Below are 22,181 nucleotides of genomic sequence, written 5' to 3' on the forward strand. Positions count from 1 at the left end.
CCGCCAGAATGAACGGCTCAGTTGGCGGTCTCGACAACCAGATTGCCGCCGTCGGCGGCGACTACACGCACGCGCGTGCCGGTCGGCAGATCCGGACCCGTTACCCGCCATGTCGTATCGTCGAGGCGAATACGGCCATGCCCCTCGGTGATCGCCTCATGGAGCGTGGCGGTGCGGCCGACGAGTTGCTCTCCGCGCCGGTTCAGCAAGGGTTCGTCGCTGTCGCCCTGCGTTGCAGCCATGAGCTTCTTGCCGACATAGGCCGATGCCACGGCCAACACGAGGAACACCAGTACCTGAACCTGCCAGGACCAGAATGCATAACCCCAGAACTGCAGCGACAAGGTACCGACCAAAATGGCCGCAATGCCGATCCAAAGCAGAAACACGCCGGGCAGGACGATTTCAGCGGCGAGCAGAAGGAACCCCAGAACCATCCAGTTCCAGGGGCCGAGTTCGGCGAAGGCGGAGGCGATCATAGCCGTTTACTCGTCGGTCTGGGCAGGGCCAGTGACCGGCGGGCGCGCCCGCGAGGGGCGGGCAGTCCCGGTGCCGGGCCCATTGTCGCCGAACATGTCCTTGGCGATGGAGCCGATGCCGCCAAGTGTGCCGATCAGCGATGAAGCCTCGAACGGCATCAAGACAATCTTGCCGTTGTTTGCGGTGCCGATCTTGGCGAGTGCCTCGGTGTATTTCTGCGCCACGAAGTAGTTGATCGCCTGCACATCGCCCTGCGCAATCGCGTCGGACACGACCTGCGTAGCGCGGGCTTCGGCTTCGGCCGCACGTTCGCGTGCCTCTGCGTCGCGGAATGCGGCTTCCTTGCGGCCTTCGGCTTCCAGCACCTGTGCCTGTTTCAGACCTTCGGCTTCCAGGATTTGGGCGCGCTTGTTGCGCTCGGCCATCATCTGGCGGGCCATCGATTCCACCAGATTGGCCGGCGGGTTGATGTCCTTGATCTCGACGCGGGTCATCTTGATGCCCCAAGGATTGGCGGCTTCGTCGACGATCCGCAGCAGCCGCTCGTTGATGGCGTCGCGGTTGGAAAGAAGCTCGTCGAGGTCCATCGAGCCCATGACGGAACGGATGTTGGTCATGGTCAGGTTGAGGATGGCGTTTTCCAGTCCCGACACCTGGTAGGCGGCCTGAGCGGCGTTCAGCACCTGATAGAATGCCACGCCGTCGACCGCCACGATGGCGTTGTCGCGGGTGATCACCTCCTGGGTGGGGACATCCAGCACCTGTTCCATCATGTTCATCTTGGCGCCAATGCGGTCGATGAACGGAACGATGATGTTGAGACCGGGTGTGAGGGAGCGGGTGTAGCGGCCAAACCGCTCGACCGTATAGTTGAAACCCTGCGGGATCGTCTTGATACCGGCAAAGATCAGCAGCAGGACCAGAAGCACAAGCACCGCAATGACGATATCAAAGCCTGAGAAAAGCATGCCGGTCTCCATAGGTGTTGCGCGCAAGGCCGACTACCTAGCACGATTCTCGATATGATTAGATGTAGGTCGGTGTGGCGGGCGATACAATTCCGGTGGGGCCAAGGCGGGAGCTAGAGCCAGCCGCCGAGCTCGCGCCGCACCAGGTTCTCGATCACTGCCATTCCTTCTTCGCTGTCGTTTAGACAAGGGATGTGGGCAAACTTCTCGCCGCCTGCGTGGATGAAAATCTCGCGCACTTCGCCGTCGATCTCCTCGAGCGTCTCGATGCAATCCGCGGAGAAGCCGGGGTTGACGATTGCGATGCGCTTCACGCCGTCTGCGGCCAGTTTTTCGACAGTCCTGTCAGTGTATGGCTGCAGCCATTCCTGCGCGCCGAAGCGCGACTGGAACGTTGTCATCAGCCGGTCTTCGCTCCACCCGAGGCGCTCGCGCAGCAGCCGCGACGTCTTCAGGCAGTGGCAGTGATAGGGGTCGCCTTTCTCGAAATAGGCCTTCGGGATGCCGTGATAGGAAGCGAGCACGATTTCGGGCTCGAAGTCGAGCGATGCCAGATGCCGCTCGATCGAAGCCGCCAGAGCATCGATGTAGGCCGGCTCGTCGTGGTAGGGCGGCGTGCTTCTGACCGTCGGCATGTGCCTGATTTTCATCAGCGCGCGGTAGAGCTGGTCGTTCGCGGTCGCGGTCGTTGTCGCGGAAAATTGCGGATAAAGCGGCACCGAGAGAATACGGTCGCAGCCTTCCGCGATGAGGCGGTCGACGGCGCTGCGGATCGACGGATTGCCGTAGCGCATGCCCCATTCGACGCGGATACGCGGCTCGTTGGCGAATACCGATGCCAGTTTCTGCGCCTGGCCGCGCGTGATGGTGCGAAGCGGAGATTCGTCGCGCTCGGTGTTCCATATCTTCTTGTAGTTCGCCGCCGTTTTCGGCGGCCGGGTGGTCAGCACCGCGCCGTACAGGATCGGATTCCAGATCAGCTTGTTGAGTTCAATGACACGCGGGTCGGAAAGGAATTCGCGCAGGTAGCGCCGCACCGATGCCGTGTCCGTTCCGTCCGGCGTACCCAGATTGACCAGCAATACGCCGATCTTACCGATCCTCACCGGCGGGTGGTTGTCCGGCAGCGGTCCCAACGCCTTGTCGGCGCCGGCACTGCCATTGTCGGCTGGGTTCATGAATTCTCTCCTTGCTTGATCTGCAAGGTAGACAATGAACCGTTCAATTCAACGGGCCGCTGTGCCGCACCTGGTGAAGGGAAAGGGCGGGACAATGCCCGCCCTTCGTGTTCGGATGGTTGGCCGCGTCAGTTCGCGACCGGCACGTTCAGCTTGGAGCCGATCAACAGGTTCTTCGGGTTGATGTCCGGGTTGGCTTCCATGATCATCATCCACTTGGTGCCGTCGCCATAATACTGCTTGGCCAGGTTCCAGAGATTGTCGCCAGCCATGACCTCATGCATGCCGCCTTCGGCCATTGCAGCCTCGCCGCCATCCTTGGCCATCGCCACCTCTGTCTTTTCCATGGATTTGTCTTCCATGGTCCCTTCGGCGGCCTTTTCGTCCGTCATCTCTTCGGTTTTCTCCATCTCCTCCATCATGGCCTTGCCTTCGGAGATGCGGCCGTCGAGATAAGGCGTGTATGGGCTGTTGGCGGCCAGATAGTCGGCAACCACCTGCTCCAGGCCCGGACCGTAGTCATACGCATTGGTGGCGTTCGAGCCGAAGAGCTCATAACCGTCGCCGCCGCTGCGCATGAAGTTGTTGGTAGCGATCAGATAGGTGGCGTCGGGGTCGATCGGCGCCCAGGTTCCGCCATTGTCGACCTCAACCGAGATCACGCGGCCTTCGCCTGCTGCGCCCGCGGGATCGTATGTGTAGCGCAGGCCTGAAACCTGCGGGTAGCGGCCGGCGCCTTCCTCGATCTGGCTGAGGCCGCTTTCGATGGACGCTACGACATCAGCGCCTTTGAGCTCAAAGGTCGCCAGCGTATTCTGGAAGGGCAGAACCGTGAGCACCTCGCCCATGGTGACTTCGCCGCTGTCGATCGATGCGCGCAAGCCGCCGCCATTGGTGATGGCGAACTGGACGCCCTGGTCCTTGGTGCGTGCCAGCATGGCGTCGGTCACCAGATTGCCCATCTGGCATTCCCTGGCGCGGCAGTTATCGCGGCTGCCGTCGATGGCGTCTGCCGCGTCGGCAACCACCTGGTTCTTGAGCTCTTCGATCGGCGCTCCAAGCTCCTGAATGCGAGCAAGCACCGCTTCATCGGGGGCCACGGAGGCATCGAGCAGGATCGGCTCGCCGGTGGCTTCCGTAACGATCCCGATGTCGGAGAAGGTGACTTCCAGATCGCCCAGATATTTCGAGTAGGCGTAAGCCTGCACGACCGGCACCTTGTAACCGAGCGGATTGTCCACCCAGGTCGGGTAGGGACCAGCAGCACGGTCCGAGGTGTTGGACAGCAGCGTGTTGGAGTGGCCGCCGACAACCACATCGACGCCCGGAATCTTCGCAATTGCTTCCAGATCGCGCGGGTAGCCGACATGGGTGAGCGCGATGATCTTGCTGACACCTTCGCCGGCCAGCGCCTTCACAGCCGCGGTTATCGATGCGACATCTTCCTCGATCATGACATGTTCGCCCGGCGAGGACAGCTCGTCGGTATCGTTGGCGACGGCACCTACGATGCCGATTTTTTCGCCGCCCACTTCAAGCACGGTGTACGCCTTGACCCGGTCGCCCAGCACCGACATGCCATCGACCTTCACGTTGGCAGACAGGACCGGAAATTTCGCCGTGTCGAGGAAGGTTGCGAGGCCTTCCTCGCCGTCATCGAATTCGTGGTTGCCGACGGCCATGGCGTCGGTGCCCATCATGTTCAGAAACTCGGCTTCGGCAGCACCTTTGTAGGTGGTGTAAAAAAGCGTGCCCTGGAAGTTGTCGCCCGCGTTCAGGAAGATCACGTTCTGGCCGTCATGCGCGGAGCGGTAGTCGCGGGCTGCCGTCACGAGCCTTGCCGCGCCGCCAAAGCATTTGCCTTCGCCCTCATCCTCGGTCGAACAGGTGGAATCGAACCTGTTGATCGACTCAATGCGCGAGTGCCAATCGTTGATGTGCATGATGTTGAGCGTGTAGTCGGCAAAGGAGGCCTGCGCCGACAGCGCGAATGCCGATGCCGAAAGCGCCGCTAGGCTCGCAATTCTCTTCATGTCATGATCTCCCGTGAAACTCGAATCCGTGTCTCAATAGCCCGCCTTTTTGACGGTTTTTCTATCGTTGTTTGCCGGCATGTTCACACTGTCCGACTGGGCATGCAAGCGCAATCGAGCGCAGCCTAGCCCGCGTAGTCGCGTTCGTCGGAGATGACTTTGCCGTCATTGGGCAGCGAGCCCGGCTGTACTACCTGTACCCGGCCGCCGAGCTTGGTGATTTCGCGCAGCGCTTCACCGATAACTGCGGCATCGGGGTCGGTCCCGCTAATGGGCTCGACCTGCAGCGTCATCGCATCGCGTTCGCCGTCGCGGCTCACGACAAGACGCGCCCTGCCGATTTCGGGATGGCGCTTCGCCACTTCAGCGATCTGCTTCGGGTCAACGAACATGCCCTTGATCTTCGTGCGCTGGTCGGCGCGGCCCATCCAGCCCTTGATGCGTGTGTTGGTGCGGCCGCAGGGCGAGGCGCCCGGGAGCACGGCCGACAGATCGCCGGTGCCAAGCCGCACCATCGGGTAGGCTTCGTTGAAGCTTGTCACCACAACCTCGCCGACCTCGCCGTCGGCAACCGGATCGCCGGTGCCGGGACGGACGATTTCGAGGATCAGGTTTTCGTTGAGCACCATGCCGGGGTGCGGATTGCCGTCGGCATCCGCCGCCTCATACGCGATGACGCCGAACTCGGCGGTAGCATAACATTGCAGTACGGAGATGCCGCTGTCGCGATAGTGGTCGCGCAAAGAGGGAAACAAGGCTCCGCCAGAGACGAGCCCCAGCCGGAAGGAAGACAGGTCGCGCCCCATCTCGCCGGCCTTGTCGAGCATGACTTTAAGGAAGTCCGGTGTGCCGCAGTAGACATGGGGTTTCAGCGCAGCGGCCGCGTCGACCTGCATTTCGGTGTTGCCCACACCGGCCGGAAATACGGTGCAGCCCAGTGCGCGTGCACCTTCGTCCAGAATGAAGCCGCCCGGGGTCAAATGGTAGGAGAAGGCGTTGTGCACGACATCGCCTGGGCGGATGCCGGCAGCATAAAACGCGCGGGCCGACTGCCAGGCGTCGGCCGCCAGGCCCTGCGGTTCCCAGATGGGACCGGGGGAAACAAAGACACGGCTGCCCGCAATGGACGAAAGATTGGCAAAGCCGCCAAAGGGCGGGTCTGCCTGCTGGCGCTCCATCAGTTCTGCCTTGCGCAGGACCGGCAGGCTGGCCAGCGCTTCGCGTGAGTTGACCGATGCCAGGTCGTGGCCTTTGAGCCAGTTGCCGAGGCCAGGTGCGTCCTTCGCCGCTTGCACCAGAAAGCCCGGAAGCCGTGCAAAGAGATCGGCCTCCCGATCCTGCGGCGCACGGCACTCCAACTCGTCGTAATTGACGGTCATCGATCCTCCCGGAGCGTTTTTTGCCTGTTATCGCAGCACGCGTATCCAGCGCGCAAGGTTGATGAGAGAAACCAGTGCGGATGCGACATAAGTGAAGGCCGCAGCGCGCAGCACGGATTTGGCGGCAGGCATGTCGTTCTCGTTCAGATATTTGCCTTCCTGGAGGATGGGCAGGGCCTTGCCGAAACTTGCATCGAATTCGACCGGCAAGGTGACGAGATTGACGATGACACGTACAGACATCAGCGCCAGGCCCACGGCAACCAGGGCTGCGAAAGCCAGCGGCGTGCGTGCCAGGATCGCAAGAACCGGCGCAGCGATAAAGAACACCGAAGCGATGCGGTCGGTGGCCATAGCGAGTTTCGCAAGCCGCTGACGCCATGCGAGCATGCGTTCGCCACGGGCATGCTGAAGCGCATGGCCGACCTCGTGGGCTGCTACCGCTGCGGCAGAAAGCGACCTGCCGTCATGATGCTGCTTGAGAAGCCGTACGGCTCTGGCATCCGGATCGTAGTGGTCGCCGAGGTCGGTTTCTTCGACTGTGATCGTTTCGAGGCCGAACCGGTCGAGCAGATGACGCGCGAGCTCGCCTCCGGTACCCGGCAGATCCGGCCGGTCAGCGCCATGTTTCTTGATGATGCGGCGTACCAGCAGTTGCGGCAGCAAAGTGACAGACAGGAGAAGGACGATGCCGAGAACGATCAGCATCGCCCGAACGTCCCGTTGCCGAGCCGGATGGTCAGCTGATCGTGTTTGCGCGCCGGGTCAGGATGAACTGCTGGCCGCTGGATGCAGTGCAATTGAGCTGGCTGGTGCTTGCGACCGAGCAATTGAAGGCTACCGGGCTCTGCCTGATGATGGAGATGCCGGTGATTTCGACCAGAACCTGGTCTCGGAACCGGTACGTGCCTTCGGAAAGTTTCTGCCCGGAATCGGTCGCGAAGGTTTCAAAGCGGCCGTTGAAGAAGTTGGTCACGCCAGTGCCGGCCTGATCGAGCCATGCGCCTTCGATGCCTGAAGTCGCTGGCGCTGCAGCAACTCCCGGCATTGGCCGGCGATAGCCTGTGCCGGTGCAGCCCGCAACGACGATACCGGTAGTGAGGACGGCAACGGCCGCCAACAAGCCCGTATTAAGTTTCACGACTTTGTCTCCTCGCTGGGTATCGCAATCTGCCGCTTCTGTGCCGTTTTGCCGGAAAATACCAGCGTCCCGAACACAGCCTGTGCTTATCTTACGAGAATGTTCCTGAATTGCCACGGGTCGGATGTGTCGATGTCCTCAGGAAAAAGACCCGGCCGGCCGTCGAGCGGTGTCCAGTCCGAATAGTATCCCTTGACGGGGCCAAGATATGGCATCTGAACTTCAAGACAGCGCTTGAAGTCCATTTCGTCGGTTTCGACGATGCCGGCCTCCGGATTTTCAAGCGCCCAAACCATGCCGGCGAGCACCGCGGAGGTCACTTGCAGGCCGGTGGCGTTCTGGTAGGGCGCGATCTGGCGCGTCTCCTCCACAGACAGCTGCGAACCGTACCAATAGGCGTTTTTCTTATGGCCGTAGAGCAGCACGCCGAGTTCGTCGATGCCATCGACCAGTTCGTTCTCGTCCAGCACGTGAAAGACGGGCTGCGCTTTGCCTGCATCGCCGAACATCTCGTGCAGCGAAAGCACCGCGTCGTTGCAGGGATGATAAGCGTAGTGACAGGTCGGACGGTAGGTCACCTTGCCCTTTTTGTCGCGTACGGTGAAAAAGTCGGCGATCGAGATGGACTCGTTGTGTGTAACGAGGAAACCGTATTGAGCGCCGGGCGTCGGGCACCAGGTGCGGACGCGTGTGTTGGCGCCCGGCTGTTCCAGGAAGATCGCGGCCTTGTTGCCCTTCTTCTGTTTCTTGGCGTTTTTCGGTATCCATTTTTCGTGCGTGCCCCAGCCGAGCTCCGCCGGCTGCAGGCCTTCGGAGACGAAACCTTCCACCGACCACGTGTTCCAGAAGGTGTCGAATGGCTTGGGCTGTTTGGTGCGCTGGGTGTCGCGCTCGGCAATGTGAACGCCCTTCACGCCGAGCTTTTTCATCATCTTCGCCCAGCCGTCACGGTCGGTCGGGGCCGGGGTCTTGATGTCGAGTTTCATATCGGCGGCAAGGTTCACCAGCGCCTGCTTTACGAACCACGACACCATGCCCGGATTGGCGCCGCAGCAGGATACGGCCGTGGTGCCGCCCGGATTCTTGCGTTTTTCCTCACGCACCGTTTCGCGCAACGCGTAGTTTGTGCGCGACGCATTGTCGGCCTTGCTGTCGAAATAGAAGCCGAGCCAGGGCTCAACCACGGTGTCGACATAGAGTACGCCCAGTTTGCGGCAGAGCTTCATGATGTCGAGTGAGGAGGTGTCGACGGAGAGATTGACGCAAAAGCCCTGCCCTTCGCCTTCGGTGAGCAGGTCGCCCAGCAGCTTCTTGTAGTTCTTTTTGGTCACGGCCTCCTTGATGAAGCGGATGCCGCGCTCGTCCAGCAGCGCCTTGTCGTCGTCGCGGGGGTCGATCACGACCATCCGGGATTTGTCGAAGTTGAAATGGCGCTCGATCAGCGGCAGCGTGCCGCGGCCGATCGACCCGAAGCCGATCATCACGATCGGACCGGTGATTTCCCCGTGTATCGGCCACTTCGCCTTAGCCATCGACAAAACTCCTTGCTTCAATTCGCGCACCCCGCGCCGGTTCAGGTAGGCGCTAAAACCACATTAGGGTGTCACAATAAAGGGGAAATCCCTTAGCCGTCTGCGAGCGCCTTCAGCCGTGCCGCGAGCGCGTCGCGGTCGGCCGCTAGGTTCTTGTAGGCGAGCTGATGTGTATCGAGCCCGTCCAGCTGTTCTGCAAAGGAACCGGCGATGCGCATTCGGTCGGGGTGGTGCGCGAGCACAGCAAGCGGATCGAGGCAGATGCGGATTGTGAAGAGAATATCTCCTGAAACGGGTAGCTTCCGCAGGGTCTGGCGTTCGACACGAATGAAGGTGGTGGCCATGTCGCGACGTGGCCCCGTTGAGCTACCGGGGCGCGCGTCCTTTTGCGCCTCGCTTCGCGGCCGATAAAGCTCGTCATTTTCCTGCAAAGACCAGTTGTAGCGCTCAACCGGTTTTTCGGGCTGCAGATTGTCGAAGATGCGCCGGATCACCGTTGCCATGCGCGTGTCCGGGCCAAAGCCGGGCACCGGCTTGTGTATCTGCTCCAGCGGCCGGTCGAACTTTTCTCCAAGCGTCCATGAGCTTGGAAAGCAGAGCGAAGCGGCGGCAAGCCGCCAGCCGTCTTCCATGCGCCGCATCAGAACCAGATCTTCCTGCACGAAACGGGCGGCAATCTGGAGTGGCGGCTCGTCCGATCCATGCAACTGAAAACGCGGGAGCCGGTCGCCCAGAAAGTCCCATTCGTCGCGACCCGGAAAGATGCGCGCATGGCCGCGGATCAGATGGTCGACGACCATTTCGAGCACTTCGCGCTGCGCGGCATCCGTGTCCGGCCGCGCGGCGAATACGTCGTCCGGGCGCTCGGCGATCAGCCGGTCTTTTTCCTCCAGCTGAGCGCGGTAGTGCCGGTCGATCTCGATCCACTCCGCCGGGTCGAGCGGCTTGAGGCCGATGGAGAACGGCTTGGCCGAACCGTCATAGGGTGTGTGGGTCGGGCCAGCCATCGACGTCTAGGCCGGCAATTTGCGGAAAACCCAGTAGTCGGCTCTATCGTCTCCGACATAGCTGGCGTCGGGCAGCGTGAACGTCAGGGCCGCCATGCCTGATTCCTCCACTTGCCCGGCATAAGCTCGGAAGTCCGTCTTTTTCAGATAATCCTCGCGCGTGCTGACGATGACGAAGCCGCCCTTGCGCGACAGCGCGAACAGATGGCGCAGGCCTTCCGGCGCGACATGGCCCAATGTGAAAACGCCGGCGCATGTGACGATGTCATACGTTTCGGCAAACTCGCCAAGGCCCGGATCATCGGCATTCAGATCGATATCCGCCAACAAGCGCCGGTATGCTCCGATCTGTTCCGCTTTCTCGGTCATTGCAGGTGCAATGTCGAAACCGTCGACCTGTACAAAGCCGGCATTTCTCAGTGCGATGCCCGCGAGACCGGTGCCGCAGCCCGCATCCATGATCTGCGTGTCGGCGCGTTTTGTCCGCAGCCAGGAGAGTTGAACCAGCCGTGCCAGGGAGGCAGTGATCTCGGGCGCGCGATAGCCCTCGCCGGCGACATCGTCGTCATAAGAGCGCGACCATTCCCGGTAGAAGTCCTTGATGCGGGCGGCGTCGCCGTCGAGTGCGAGCGCCTTGGCAACCGGGTCGTCGGGCGGGCGGGACGTCATCTCAAGACTGGCTAGCCATCCATCGCTTCAAGCTCGTCGATCAGTCCCTCGATGACCGAGAGCCCCTTCTGCCAGAAGGCGGGATCGGAGGCGTCGAGCCCGAATGGCTTCAGCAGCTCCGAATGGTGCTTGGTGCCGCCGGCCTTCAGCATCTCGAAATACTTGTCCTGAAAGCCGTGCTCGGCGTTTTGGTAGACCGCGTAGAGCGAATTCACTAGGCAGTCGCCGAAGGCATAGGCGTAGACATAGAAGGGCGAGTGGATGAAGTGAGGGATATAGGCCCAGAAGGTCTCGTATCCTTCCCGCAGCGCGATCGCCGGCCCCAGGCTTTCGGCCTGTACCTCCAGCCAGAATTCGCCGAGCTGATCTGAGGTGAGTTCGCCATTGCGGCGCTCGGTGTGCACCTTGCGCTCGAACTCGTAGAAGGCGATCTGGCGCACGACCGTGTTGATCATGTCCTCGACCTTCTGTGCCAGCATCGCCTTGCGTTCGCGCCGCTCCTTCGTGCCGTCGAGCAGCGAGCGGAACGTCAGCATTTCGCCGAACACCGAAGCCGTCTCGGCCAAGGTAAGAGGCGTTGCCGACATCAGCGCGCCCTGCTGACCGGCCAGTACCTGATGGACGCCGTGCCCAAGCTCGTGTGCGAGTGTCATCACGTCACGCGGCTTACCCATGTAATTCAGAAGCACGTAGGGATGAGCGGACGGCACCGTCGGGTGTGCGAAGGCGCCCGGTGCTTTGCCCGGCCTTGCCGGCGCATCTATCCATCTGCCGTCGAAGAAGCGGCGGGCGATGTCGGCCATCTCCGGAGCAAAGCCGTGATAGGCAGCCAGCACCGTGTTTTTCGCTTCGTCCCAACCGATCGCAGCTTGCGGCGTTTCAGGCAGCGGTGCGTTGCGGTCCCAGTGGTTCATCTGGTCCATGCCGAGCCAGCGGGCCTTCATCGCGTAATAGCGATGCGAAAGCCGCGGATATGCATCGCGGACCGCCTTGGCCAATGCGTTCACCACTTCCGGCTCGACCCGATTGGCCAGATGGCGGGAATCGGCAATGTCCGTGAAGCCGCGCCAGCGGTCGGAGATTTCCTTGTCCTTGGCGAGTGTATTGGTGATCAGCGTAAACAGCCGGATGTTGTCGCGAAACGTCGCTGCCAGCGCCTCCGCTGCCTTCTTGCGCTCCGCCGGGTCGGCGCTCTGGAGCATATTGAGTGTCGGCTCCAGCGGCTGCTCGGCACCATCTACTTCGAAGCGTAGGCCGGTCATCGTTTCGTCGAAGAGGCGGTTCCAGGCGCCGCGTCCGGTCACGGATTTTTCGTGGAAAAGCTGCTCGATCCGGTCATCAAGCTGGTACGGCTTGTCCTTGCGCAGATCGACGACCCACGGCCGGTAATGCGCAAATCCGGCGTCGGCCTCGAAAGCCTTCTCGATGGCATCTTCCTCGATCTGGTTGAGTTCGAGCGTGAAGAAAAGCAGATGCGCCGAGGCATCCGTCATCTTCTCCTGCACGTCGCCGTAGAGCTTGGTGCGGCGCGGATCCGACGTGTCGCCGGCATAAACGAGCCCCGCATAGGAGGCGATGCGCCCGATAAGCTCCTCCAGTTCCTCGAATTCGCTGAGCGCTTTGCCAAGTTTACCCTTGTGGGGTGCCGCCGCCGCTTCGAGCAACTTGCCCTTCCACCGCTTTTCGAACGAAACGGCGTTCTCGGCGGCGAGCGCCATGTCGCTTTTCAGCTCCGGCGCGTCCATGCCCGCATACAGGTCTGCCAGGTTCCATTCCGGCAGGGCGCCGAGTTCCGTCGATTTGGAGCCGCCGCGGGCGGCATCCGCAGCGTTCGAGCGCTGGGCTGATTTGTTAACAAATTTCATGCAACTCCCCGATCCACCCTTGAGGGCGGGAATCACTCCATGACGATAAGGATTCGTTCACCGCAAATCTTGAACCCTTGTTTATAGGGCTGTGCCAGGATGATCCAAATCACCCTGGAATCAAATCAAAGCTATTAGCAAAGCGAAACATGACCGCCTCAATCCTCGTTGTCGATGATGATCCAGTCCAGCGCCGTCTGCTGGAGACAGCACTTGCCAAATCGGACCACGACGTCGTCGTGGCCGACAGCGGCGAGGTGGGGTTGAAGGCGCTGGAGGCACGCGGCGACGATATTGGCGCGGTGGTGCTCGACCTCAAGATGCCCGGCATGGGCGGTCTCGGCATGCTGGAAGCGATGCGCGAGCGCGGGCTCGAACATCCGGTCGTGGTGCTGACCGCGCAGGGCGGCATCGACACCGTGGTATCGGCCATGCGCGCCGGGGCGTTCGATTTCGTGGTGAAACCGGTTTCGCCCGAAAAACTGGTTGCCACAGTTTCGGGCGCCCTCAAGGTTGAACAGCGCGGCACTGCGGCAAAACAGAAGCAGGCCAAGGTGTCGTCCTCGCATGCAATGACTTTTGACGACCTGATCGCTGCAAGCCCCGTGATGGAACGTGTGCTGAGACTTGGCCGCAAGGCCGCGGCATCGAACATCCCGATCCTGATCGAGGGCGAATCGGGTGTCGGCAAGGAAATGGTCGCGCGGGCGATCCAGGGCGGCGGCGGACGCCGCGGCAAGCCGTTCGTGCCGGTAAATTGCGGCGCCATCCCGGACAATCTGGTCGAGAGCATCCTGTTCGGCCACGAGAAAGGCGCCTTCACCGGCGCCACCGAAAAACATGTCGGCAAGTTCGTGGAAGCGAACAGCGGCACGCTGTTTCTGGATGAAATCGGCGATTTGCCGCTCGACGTGCAGGTCAAGCTGCTGCGCGCGGTGCAGGAAGGCGAGGTGGATGCCGTCGGCGCCAGGGCTCCGATCCGCGTCGACATCAGGCTGATTTCGGCTACGCACCGAGACCTTATCCAGCGCGTGAAAGACGGGCTTTTCCGCGAGGATCTCTACTACCGGCTGAACGTGTTCCCGATCCATGTGCCGCCGCTGCGCGAGCGCCCAGAGGATATTCCGCTGCTGACGCAGCATTTCATCCGGCGGCTTGGCAAAAGCGAAACCGGCGGCCGCGTCAAAGGCATTGCCGCCAATGCGCTTGCCATGCTCGAAGCCTATGACTGGCCGGGCAACATCCGGCAGCTGGAAAACGCCGTCTTCCGCGCGGTCGTGCTGTGCGATGGCGAAGTGCTGACAGCGGACGACTTTCCGCAGATCAGGGCGCAGACCGGCACGATCCAGCTTTCGACGAAAACGGTGCCGGTTCGGCTGGACAATATTGCGGCTGCGGCGCCGGCAGCCGCTTCGCTGCCTGCCACGCCGCCCGATACCATGTTTTCGGATGAAGCAGGGTCGGTTCGTGCGTTGGATGACAAGGGCAATGTGCGCGCCCTGGCGGATGTCGAATCGGAGATGATCCGGCTTGCGGTCGAACACTATGGCGGCCAAATGAGTGAAGTCGCGCGGCGGCTCGGTATCGGGCGCTCGACGCTCTATCGCAAGCTCAAGGAGCTTGGCATTGACCCGGATACCGGCCGGGCAATCAAGCTGGCGTCTTAACTATTCCGCCCGGAATTGCCTGCGCTCGCGGCAAAATCCGATAATTTGCGCTAAACCTTTGGTTTACCATAGGCGCGAAGGGTGGATTCCGCCTTGAATGTGCCATGGTGTTACCTCATTCCGGCTTCAATAAGGCTGGATTAACCATTACGATGGATAGTCGGGTCGTCCTGGGTCCGGGTATCAAGGGGACAATCTTGTGCCGGCAAGGCGACGGGTTTGACTGAGAGCACGCGTAATTTCGGGGGACGGCGAGCCAGCATGTTTGCCATGAAGCGGATCCTGGCGGGTCTGTTCATTACCATTGCCCTTGTATTGTCCGCTGCCGGCACGGCAAGCGCGGAAACGCGCACGCTCAAGCTGTATTTCATCCACACCAAAGAACGCGCCGAAATCACCTACAAGCGCAACGGCCGCTACATTCAGAGCGGCCTCGACAAGGTGAACCGGTTCCTGCGCGACTGGCGCCGCGATGAGTCCACCAAAATGGACCCGCGGGTGCTCGATCTGCTCTGGGAGGTTTACCGTCAGGTGGGCGCCCGCGACTACATCAACGTGGTTTCCGCCTACCGCTCCCCGGCGACCAATTCGATGCTGCGCAGCCGCAGCCGCGGCGTTGCCAAGAACAGCCAGCACACATTGGGCAAAGCGGTCGATTTTTTCATTCCGGGCGTCAACCTCGCCACCCTGCGCAAGGCGGCGCTTCGTATGCAGCGGGGCGGCGTCGGCTATTATCCGGGATCAGGCTCGCCGTTCGTGCATCTCGATGTCGGAAGCGTACGGCACTGGCCGCGCATGAAGCGCCAGGAACTGATGGCGCTGTTCCCCGACGGCAGAACGGCACACATTCCATCCGACGGCAAACCGCTTGCCGGATACAGTCAGGCGATGGCCGCGATCAAGGCGGGCAAGCAGCGCAGTGCAACGGTGCAGGTGGCAAGTGCCGAAGAGCCGACGCAGCGGCGTGGCCTGCTTGCGGCGCTGTTCGGCGGCGCCGACGAGGAAGAAGATACGGCGGAGAGCGTCAGGCCAAGCGCACCCGTCCCGCAAGCGCAGCAGCCGGCTGTTGCGGCCGCGGAGCCGGCCGTTCCCGACCCGACGCCCGAGACGATTCTGGCCTCGCTTTCGCCCAACCTGATTCCGTTTCCGCAGTCCGCGCCGCGCGGCGCGAGCGTGAATGAACTGCTGGCGCTTGGCGACACAGCTGCATCGCAGAACTCGGCTGTCGAGGCCGTCGACGAAGCAGTTCTGCCTGCAGACGAGACGGTTCTTGCCAGCCTCGACGCCGGCATTCCCGTGCCCACCAGCAGACCGGATGCGCCGACCCAGGACGCGCTGGTTCAGATAGCCGAGGCGGTCGTGCCCGGCGGTTTGCCAATGCCGGCAGCTGGCCCCGAAACAGGGGTCGAGGTTGCCGTCGCCAGTGCATCGACAGGCCCCTCCGCTACGGTAGCAGCGTTCGTGCCTCTGCCGAACCGACGGCCTGATGGCGAAGAATCGCGAGAATATGTTCTGGCCGCATTGCCCAATTCAGGACCGTCTTACGGCGCACCGCCTATTTCCGACGGCGGCGAAGCCGTTGTCAGCCGTCCGAGGGAAAACACCGATCGCAGGCTGGCGCGCCTTGGGTCAGCGCCGGCGGCTTCCCAGCGGCTGTCGCTGATGTCGAACAATGGCCAAACACCGGAGAACGCCATCGCAACCGGGGTCAGGACAACCGCCAAAGCGGCAAAGCCCGGCCCGGGCGACTCGCGGCCGGATCCGAGGGCGGTGATGGTGCCCATCCCGCGCCAGGTTGCGCAGTGGGCGCTTAACCCCTCTCCGGGCGCAATGAGCGAGCGGGGAACCGTTGCTCCGTCGTTCCGGGTGGCGCATGTCCGCTCGGCGCCGCAGCTTGTCTATACCGCCGGCTTCGGCCGCGGCAACGATCAGGGCCAGCCGAACCGCTTCACCGGCAATGCGGTGACGTTCCTCTCGGTAGCACGTTTCGACAAGAACTGACGGCGTTCCAGGTCAGCCCGCCGCCGCGGCGAGTGCCACGGCCTCACGCGCGAGCGCTTCGATTTCGTCCCACTTGCCGTCCGCAATCAGCTTATCGGGCGCGATCCACGAGCCGCCGATGCACACGACATTCGGAAGGGCGAGGTAGTCTTTTGCGTTGGCCGGCGTGATCCCGCCTGTGGGGCAGAAGCAGATATTAGCAAGCGGCGAAACCAGCGATTTCAGGAATGATGCGCCACCGGCCTGCTCGGCCGGGTAGAACTTCATCATCCGATAGCCTTCCTCGCGCAGCGACATCATCTCGCTCGGTGTGATCGCTCCGGGCAGAAAGGGAACATCCGACGCGTGGGCCGTGTCCAGCAGTTCCTGCGTCGTTCCCGGGCTGACGATGAAACGAGCACCGGCTTTCGCAGCGGCAGAATAGTCGCGCGGCGACAGGATCGTGCCGGCTCCGACGATCGCGCCCGGCACCTCGGTTGCCGTCAGCGCGATAGCATCCAGCGCGTCGTCTGTCCGCAAGGTGATCTCGATTGCCTTGAGGCCACCCGCAACAAGCGCATTCGCGAGCGGCACGGCGTCTGCCAGCCGGTCGATCTTGAGCACCGGTATCACACGCTGGCCATCAAGCAGTTCGATGAGGGCGTTCGATCTGTCTTTCATGGAATGGCGACCCCTGTTGTGGTGCTAAATCGATTTTATCGCGGGGCGCTTCTAACACATGTCCCGTGTCGGACCAGCATCAATTGCGGGGTACGAGGAAGGCCGCAATCCGAGCCCACCACCTACGCAGCCGCGCGGCGAGCGACAAACGCCTGCCGAGCGCGGCCAGCGTTGCGCTGTCGGCAATGCCGTTGGCCGGCAGCCCTTCCGTTTGCTGAAAGTTCCGCAACGCCATTTCTGTGAGGCGGCCAAACCTGCCGTCTATTGTCAGGGGGTAGCCTGCAACCGACAGTGCGATCTGCAATTCTGCGACAGCCGTTCCGCTTGCGCCGCGGCGCAGTGCGCTGCCTGTTTCCGGGCGTGAGAATGGCGTGCCATTATTGGCATAACGGCCATAGGCTGTTGCCAGCTTCCTGTCGTAACGGTTCTTGCGGTAGCCGGGCCCATTGTAACCACGGGCGAACCGGACCCAGTCCCGGGCGGCAAGTGCGTCCGACAAACCTGCCTTGGCTATGTAGCGCGCCATCAGCCGCGCCTGTCCCCCAACATCCGAGCGTACCTCGGCGACAAGTTGTTCGACACTGCCGAACCCGAGCCATGCCCAGTGCGCGCCCATCACCTGTCCCAGTCCCCAGGAAACGGATTCGAGCGCGGCCTTGCGGTCGATGTCGATGGCCCGGTCAAGCAAACGCCACCTGGCGGTTTGCCCTGACGGGTTTGCGATTGCACCGGCGGCAGGTGAGGAAAGGCCGGCGCGGCGCGCGAAGCTGCGTTTTTCGCCAACAAGGCGGCGGTCGAAATAGTGGCCCTCGAAGCGGATCAAGGGTTCGCGGCGCGCCCCGATCCGCACATAGGCTTTGCCGCCGGATTCGATTTCGGCGACGGCAAGCAGCGCTGCCGGTTCGATGCCGAACTCCGTTGCGGCAGCGGCAATCGCATTTCTGGTTTCAGTGTCGAACATGCCTCGCCCCGCGTTGCAGCGCCTATTGTGCGTTTGCAGGCAGGCGCGGGGACAAACGAGGCTGCTCCCGGCGCGCATCCGACGGCTGCCGGGGTAGCCAGTTCCAGCTTTTTGTTGAAGCCCGGCAATGGAAGCGTTAGGCAGCGGCGATGAAATTATCCCCGTCTGAGATGTCCGTTTCGGTCGCGGCGTTCTACCGTTTTGCGAAGGTGGAAGATGCCGCGGCGCTGCGCGCGCGCTTGTTGCGCGTCGCAGAGGCCGAGGCCTTGCGCGGCACCGTTCTGGTTGCGCCGGAAGGCATCAATGGGACCATTGCAGGCACTCGCGCCGGGCTTGACCGGTTCTTCGACGCCGTGCGTGCGGAACACGGGATGTCGGATGTCGATATCAAATTCAGCAGTGCCGATGCGATGCCGTTTCATCGCCTGAAAGTAAGGTTGAAGAAGGAGATCGTGACGATGGGCGTCGCCGATCTCGACGCGGCGCGCGAAGCGGGCGTGCACGTGCCGCCGGCCGAATGGAACGCGCTGGTCAGCGATCCCGGCACGGTCGTCATCGATACACGCAACGCCTACGAAACCGCGATAGGAACGTTTCAGGGCGCTATCGACCCCGAGACCGGAAGTTTTCGCGAGTTTCCGCGCTGGGCAGAGGAAAATATCGAGCAGCTGAGGAACCGGCGGGTCGCAATGTTCTGCACCGGCGGCATCCGCTGCGAAAAGGCAAGCGCCTATCTGAAGCGTATCGGCGTGGAGGAGGTCTTCCATCTCAAGGGCGGCATACTCAAATATCTCGAAGAAGTGCCGGCAAATGAGAGCCTTTGGCAAGGCGAGTGCTTTGTATTCGACGAGCGTGTCGGTGTCCGCCATGGCCTTGAGCCGGGTGAGACGACGCTGTGCCGCGCCTGCCGGCACCCGCTGACGCCGGAGGAACGGGAAACGGAGCAATTTCAGGAGGGGGTTTCCTGTCCGCACTGCCACGGAAGCCGCACGGATGGAGATCGCGAGCGGTATGCCGAGCGGCAGCGGCAGGTGGAACTTGCGCACAAACGGGGTGCGCGTTCGCATATCGGCCGGTAGCGACGCGGCGGTGAGCCCGCCGTCATTGTAATTTCGCGAACCACTGCCTACCTCAACGACGGCCTGCCACGTTGGCCGGCATTAGGCGGAGATGGAGGAAAGCGCGTGTTCGATCCGAAGAAACTTCTCAACGATCTGCTGGGTTCGCGGGTTCCGGGAACCGAATCCACCGTGCGCGAGAAGGCGGGTCAGGTCACACAGCTTGCCAAGGACAATCCGATCGCGACAACGGCGCTCGCAGCCGTGCTTCTTGGCACGGGCGCTGGAAGGGCCGTGACCGGAACCGCGCTCAAGCTCGGCGGTCTCGCCGCGGTAACCGGCCTTGCCTACACGGCCTACAAAAACTATCAGGCCGGCAACAAACCCGGCGAAGGCGGCGGCGTCGAGATATTGCCGCCACCGGCGGACACCGCGTTCGATCCCGGACAGGCTCCGCAGGGCGAGGATGATTTCGCGCTGACCCTGGTGCGGGCAATGATCGCGGCGGCCCGGGCTGACGGCCGCATTGACGACGACGAGCGCAAACATATCGGCGACAAGCTCAAGCTGTCCGGCTTTGATGGTGAGGCCGAGGCTTTTCTCGTTGCGGAGATGGAAAAACCGATCGATCTCGACAAGCTGGTCGCAAGTGCGCAAACCGACGCGCAGAAGGTCGAAATCTATGCGGCGTCCCGGCTTGCGATCGATCCCGACACACGCGCCGAGCGCGGCTATCTCGATCAGCTTGCCGGGCGCCTGGGGCTTCCGGACGCGCTTGTGGACCATGTCGAAGCGACGATCGCCAATGTGACCCGCTGAGTGCGTTAACCAAGCGTTAACTGACCTGGTTCATTCTGAAACAAGCAGGATCGGCTTTCCTCCTCCCAAGCACGGTCCGAAACGGGCGGTCGCGAATGGCCGCCCTTTTTGACATTCCCTTCCTTGTCTCCAGCCGTACGATCTGCACACTCGCGTGGTGAACACGAGGAGGTTGTGCATGAACGCCAAAGTGGCCGTGATAACGGGGGGCGGCAGCGGGATCGGCAAAGCTGCCGGGCTGGCGCTGGTCGCGGAGGGCTGGACCACCGTCTTTTGCGGACGGCGGCGCGACAGGCTGGAGGAAGCGGTTTCTGATGCACAGGGACCCGGACGAGCGGTGGCGATTGCCTGCGACGTAACCGACGAGGCGCAGGTGGATGATCTTTTCGGGCAAGTGGAGCGTGATTTCGGCCGTGTCGACCTTCTGTTCAACAATGCCGGAATGGGCGCCAGAGGCGTAACAATCGACGAAATGTCCGTCGCATTGTGGCGGCAGGTGGTCGATGTCAATCTGACAGGGTCGTTTCTGTGCGCGCGGGCCGCATTTGCCCTCATGCGGCGCCAGTCGCCCCAGGGCGGACGCATCATCAACAACGGCTCGATCTCCGCTTATGCGCCAAGGCCGGGATCGGCCGCCTATACGGCCACGAAACATGCCATCACCGGCCTGACCAAGACACTTGCCCTCGACGGCAGGCCCTTCGACATAGCCTGCGGTCAGATCGACATCGGCAATGCAGCGACCGAACTTGCGTCCGCAATGTCTGATGGCGTGCCGCAGGCCAACGGCACGATCATGGCCGAACCCGTAATGGATGTGCAGCGCGTCGCCGATGCCGTAACATATATGGCCGGGCTGCCGCTCGATGCGAACGTGTTGTTCCTCACCGTCATGGCAACAAAGATGCCATTTGTCGGCCGGGGCTAAGCGATCGGAGCCGCTAACATGGTGCCTTCGGCCTTCCACCTGAGAGTTCTCGAATGATCGCGCTTCTGGCCGACAACAGCGCCATTATCGCGCTTGTCATGCTTGCGGCACTTATGACGGCGTTCGTGTTCGAGCGTTATCCTCCGGAAGTCACTGCCGTTGGATTCGCAGGCCTGTTTGTGCTTTTCGGCTTCGTCTCCACGGATGAAGCTCTGGCAGTGTTTTCGAATCCGGCGCCGATAACCATCGGAGCCATGTTCGTGCTGTCGGGGGCTCTGGTGCGGACCGGGGTGCTCGACGCCATCGCCGAGAAAGTCATGGATAGCGCGGCGGTCAACCCGCTGATTGCCATCGTGCTTTTCGTGGGCGCGGTCGTGGTTGCCTCTGCATTCATGAACAATACGCCGGTGGTTCTGGTGATGATCCCCATCACCATCCGTTTCGCGTCCGTTCTCGGCCTCGCTTCGACCAGAGTTCTGATCCCGCTTTCCTATGCCGCGATCCTCGGCGGCACCTGCACATTGATCGGAACGTCAACCAACCTGCTTGTCGACGGCATTGCGACAAAGGCAGGCATGGAGCCGTTCTCCATCTTTGAAATCACGCCAATTGGCGTGGTGGCGACGATTACCGGCGTTACCGTGATGGCGTTGCTCGGCTGGTTTCTGCTGCCCGACCGCGATACCGCTACGGGCGATGCGCCGATGCTCGAGACGGAATTCCTGTCCGAGATCACGATCAGGGGCGAGGGCAAATATGACGGGCAAAAAATCGCCGACATAACCGATTTTCGCCGTCCGGGGCTCAGGATTACCGGTCTGCGCAGCGGCGGAAAGATGATCCGAACCGATATCGGGCAACGAGAGCTCAAGAAAGGCGATACGCTGATCGTGGTCGGCACGTCGTCCGAGCTCTTGACGCTGAACAAACGCTCGGCGCTGCGGGTCGGGCTCAGGCGCGGTATCGACACCGATGTCGAGAAGGTTGCGGTCGAGGCGATCGTGGCACCGCAGAAATCAAGCGCCGGACACCGCATCGCCGACCTGATGCTCGGGCGCCGCTACGGCGTGCGCGTGCTCGGCGCGCACCGCCACAAGCATATTCCGGGACCCGACCTGGAGAATGTGCGGTTGCGGCCGGCCGACAAACTGCTGCTTGAAGGTTCGCCGGAAGGTTTTGACGCGCTGTCGCAGGAAGCCGATCTCGTCGCGGTTTCGCGGCCGAGCGGCCGGGCGTTCCGGCGCGATCGCGCGCCAATTGCAATTGCGGCCCTGGCGGCGGTGGTTCTGCTGGCGGCGGTGGGCTTCATGGACATCAGCATGCTCGCAATGATCGCTGTTGCAGCCATACTCATTTTACGTTGCATCGACGGTGAGGAGGCATGGGCCTCGATCGAAGGCTCCATTCTGGTACTGATCTTTGCGATGCTGGTGGTCGGGGCCGGGCTGCAGGCCACGGGCGCCGTGGAACTGGTCGTCATGGGGCTCGCGCCGTTTCTGTCGGACATGCCGCCGCTGATGACGCTGCTGGCGATCTTTTTCATCACGTCGTTTTTCACCGAACTGGTGACCAACAACGCGATTGCGGTCATCATGACCCCGATTGTCATTGAGCTGGCCAACCAGATGGGGTTCGACCCGAGACCCTTCGTGATTGCGGTCATGATCGGCGCCAGCGCAAGTTTCGCAACGCCCATCGGCTACCAGACGAATACGCTCGTCTACGGTGCCGGCGACTACCGTTTCGCCGATTTTCTCAAGATCGGCATTCCGATGAATGTCTGCGTCGGGATCACCAGTACGCTGGCGATCTGGATGATGTTTTTCTAGGACGGA

General features: G+C 62.0%; 19 protein-coding genes. 6 read left to right on the plus strand and 13 right to left on the minus strand.

All coding sequences use genetic code 11. From position 1 onward, the window contains the following. Positions 1-17: 17 nt before the first annotated feature. The 11 genes from EP165_RS10015 to EP165_RS10065 form a co-directional block, all read right to left on the minus strand. Positions 18-479, minus strand: a complete 462-nt coding sequence (locus EP165_RS10015; protein WP_127521982.1) for an NfeD family protein — start codon at positions 477-479, stop codon at positions 18-20. A gap of 6 nt (positions 480-485) precedes the next feature. Next, positions 486-1,448: an SPFH domain-containing protein gene (locus EP165_RS10020; protein WP_127521984.1), complete on the minus strand. Its 963-nt coding sequence runs from the start codon at positions 1,446-1,448 to the stop codon at positions 486-488. Positions 1,449-1,561: 113 nt separating this feature from the next. Continuing rightward, positions 1,562-2,626, minus strand: a complete 1,065-nt coding sequence (gene hemH, locus EP165_RS10025) for a ferrochelatase (protein WP_127521987.1) — start codon at positions 2,624-2,626, stop codon at positions 1,562-1,564. Positions 2,627-2,754: 128 nt separating this feature from the next. Continuing rightward, the gene (locus EP165_RS10030; RefSeq protein ID WP_127521989.1) at positions 2,755-4,659 is read right to left on the minus strand and encodes a 5'-nucleotidase C-terminal domain-containing protein; all 1,905 of its coding nucleotides are present in this window, start codon (positions 4,657-4,659) and stop codon (positions 2,755-2,757) included. 125 nt (positions 4,660-4,784) lie between these two features. After that, positions 4,785-6,038 (minus strand): phenylacetate--CoA ligase family protein, encoded by a 1,254-nt coding sequence (locus EP165_RS10035; RefSeq protein ID WP_127521991.1) that lies wholly within the window; start codon positions 6,036-6,038, stop codon positions 4,785-4,787. Between the two features lie 27 nt (positions 6,039-6,065). Next, positions 6,066-6,746, minus strand: coding sequence for a zinc metallopeptidase (locus tag EP165_RS10040; protein ID WP_127521994.1), 681 nt, complete (start codon positions 6,744-6,746; stop codon positions 6,066-6,068). A 31-nt stretch (positions 6,747-6,777) separates the two neighbouring features. Next, positions 6,778-7,179, minus strand: a complete 402-nt coding sequence (omp10, locus tag EP165_RS10045; RefSeq protein ID WP_245440093.1) for an outer membrane lipoprotein Omp10 — start codon at positions 7,177-7,179, stop codon at positions 6,778-6,780. An 86-nt stretch (positions 7,180-7,265) separates the two neighbouring features. Then, positions 7,266-8,711, minus strand: coding sequence for a homospermidine synthase (locus EP165_RS10050; RefSeq protein WP_127521996.1), 1,446 nt, complete (start codon positions 8,709-8,711; stop codon positions 7,266-7,268). Between the two features lie 92 nt (positions 8,712-8,803). Then, positions 8,804-9,718, minus strand: a complete 915-nt coding sequence (locus tag EP165_RS10055; RefSeq protein ID WP_127521998.1) for a heme-dependent oxidative N-demethylase family protein — start codon at positions 9,716-9,718, stop codon at positions 8,804-8,806. A gap of 6 nt (positions 9,719-9,724) precedes the next feature. Then, positions 9,725-10,387 carry a class I SAM-dependent DNA methyltransferase gene (locus EP165_RS10060; RefSeq protein ID WP_127522000.1) on the minus strand — a complete coding sequence of 221 codons (663 nt, stop codon included), beginning with the start codon at positions 10,385-10,387 and terminating at the stop codon, positions 9,725-9,727. An 11-nt stretch (positions 10,388-10,398) separates the two neighbouring features. Then, complete coding sequence (locus tag EP165_RS10065; RefSeq protein WP_127522002.1) at positions 10,399-12,252, minus strand: M3 family oligoendopeptidase; 1,854 nt, start codon at positions 12,250-12,252, stop codon at positions 10,399-10,401. Positions 12,253-12,401: 149 nt separating this feature from the next. Between EP165_RS10065 and EP165_RS10070 the strand changes: the two genes are divergently transcribed. After that, a complete protein-coding gene (locus EP165_RS10070) occupies positions 12,402-13,919 on the plus strand; it encodes a sigma-54-dependent transcriptional regulator (protein ID WP_127522004.1) in 1,518 nt (505 codons plus the stop codon). Positions 13,920-14,189: 270 nt separating this feature from the next. After that, the gene (mepK, locus tag EP165_RS10075; RefSeq protein WP_127522006.1) at positions 14,190-15,920 is read left to right on the plus strand and encodes a peptidoglycan L,D-endopeptidase MepK; all 1,731 of its coding nucleotides are present in this window, start codon (positions 14,190-14,192) and stop codon (positions 15,918-15,920) included. A 12-nt stretch (positions 15,921-15,932) separates the two neighbouring features. Here mepK and EP165_RS10080 read toward each other — a convergent pair whose 3' ends face one another. Together EP165_RS10080 and EP165_RS10085 are read right to left on the minus strand one after the other, a co-directional pair. Next, complete coding sequence (locus tag EP165_RS10080; protein ID WP_127522008.1) at positions 15,933-16,580, minus strand: 2-dehydro-3-deoxy-phosphogluconate aldolase; 648 nt, start codon at positions 16,578-16,580, stop codon at positions 15,933-15,935. A gap of 79 nt (positions 16,581-16,659) precedes the next feature. Then, positions 16,660-17,541 (minus strand): N-acetylmuramidase domain-containing protein, encoded by an 882-nt coding sequence (locus EP165_RS10085; RefSeq protein WP_127522010.1) that lies wholly within the window; start codon positions 17,539-17,541, stop codon positions 16,660-16,662. A 149-nt stretch (positions 17,542-17,690) separates the two neighbouring features. Between EP165_RS10085 and trhO the strand changes: the two genes are divergently transcribed. The 4 genes from trhO (at position 17,691) to EP165_RS10105 (ending at position 22,175) form a co-directional block, all read left to right on the plus strand. Then, positions 17,691-18,620, plus strand: coding sequence for an oxygen-dependent tRNA uridine(34) hydroxylase TrhO (trhO, locus tag EP165_RS10090; RefSeq protein ID WP_127522012.1), 930 nt, complete (start codon positions 17,691-17,693; stop codon positions 18,618-18,620). Positions 18,621-18,725: 105 nt separating this feature from the next. Then, the gene (locus tag EP165_RS10095) at positions 18,726-19,418 is read left to right on the plus strand and encodes a tellurite resistance TerB family protein (protein WP_127522014.1); all 693 of its coding nucleotides are present in this window, start codon (positions 18,726-18,728) and stop codon (positions 19,416-19,418) included. A 178-nt stretch (positions 19,419-19,596) separates the two neighbouring features. Further along, the gene (locus EP165_RS10100; protein ID WP_127522016.1) at positions 19,597-20,346 is read left to right on the plus strand and encodes an SDR family oxidoreductase; all 750 of its coding nucleotides are present in this window, start codon (positions 19,597-19,599) and stop codon (positions 20,344-20,346) included. Positions 20,347-20,399: 53 nt separating this feature from the next. Continuing rightward, complete coding sequence (locus tag EP165_RS10105; protein WP_127522018.1) at positions 20,400-22,175, plus strand: SLC13 family permease; 1,776 nt, start codon at positions 20,400-20,402, stop codon at positions 22,173-22,175. Positions 22,176-22,181 lie beyond the last annotated feature (6 nt).

Origin of the sequence: Mesorhizobium sp. Z1-4 (assembly GCF_004000235.1) — a bacterium.
Lineage (GTDB): Bacteria > Pseudomonadota > Alphaproteobacteria > Rhizobiales > Rhizobiaceae > RCIO01.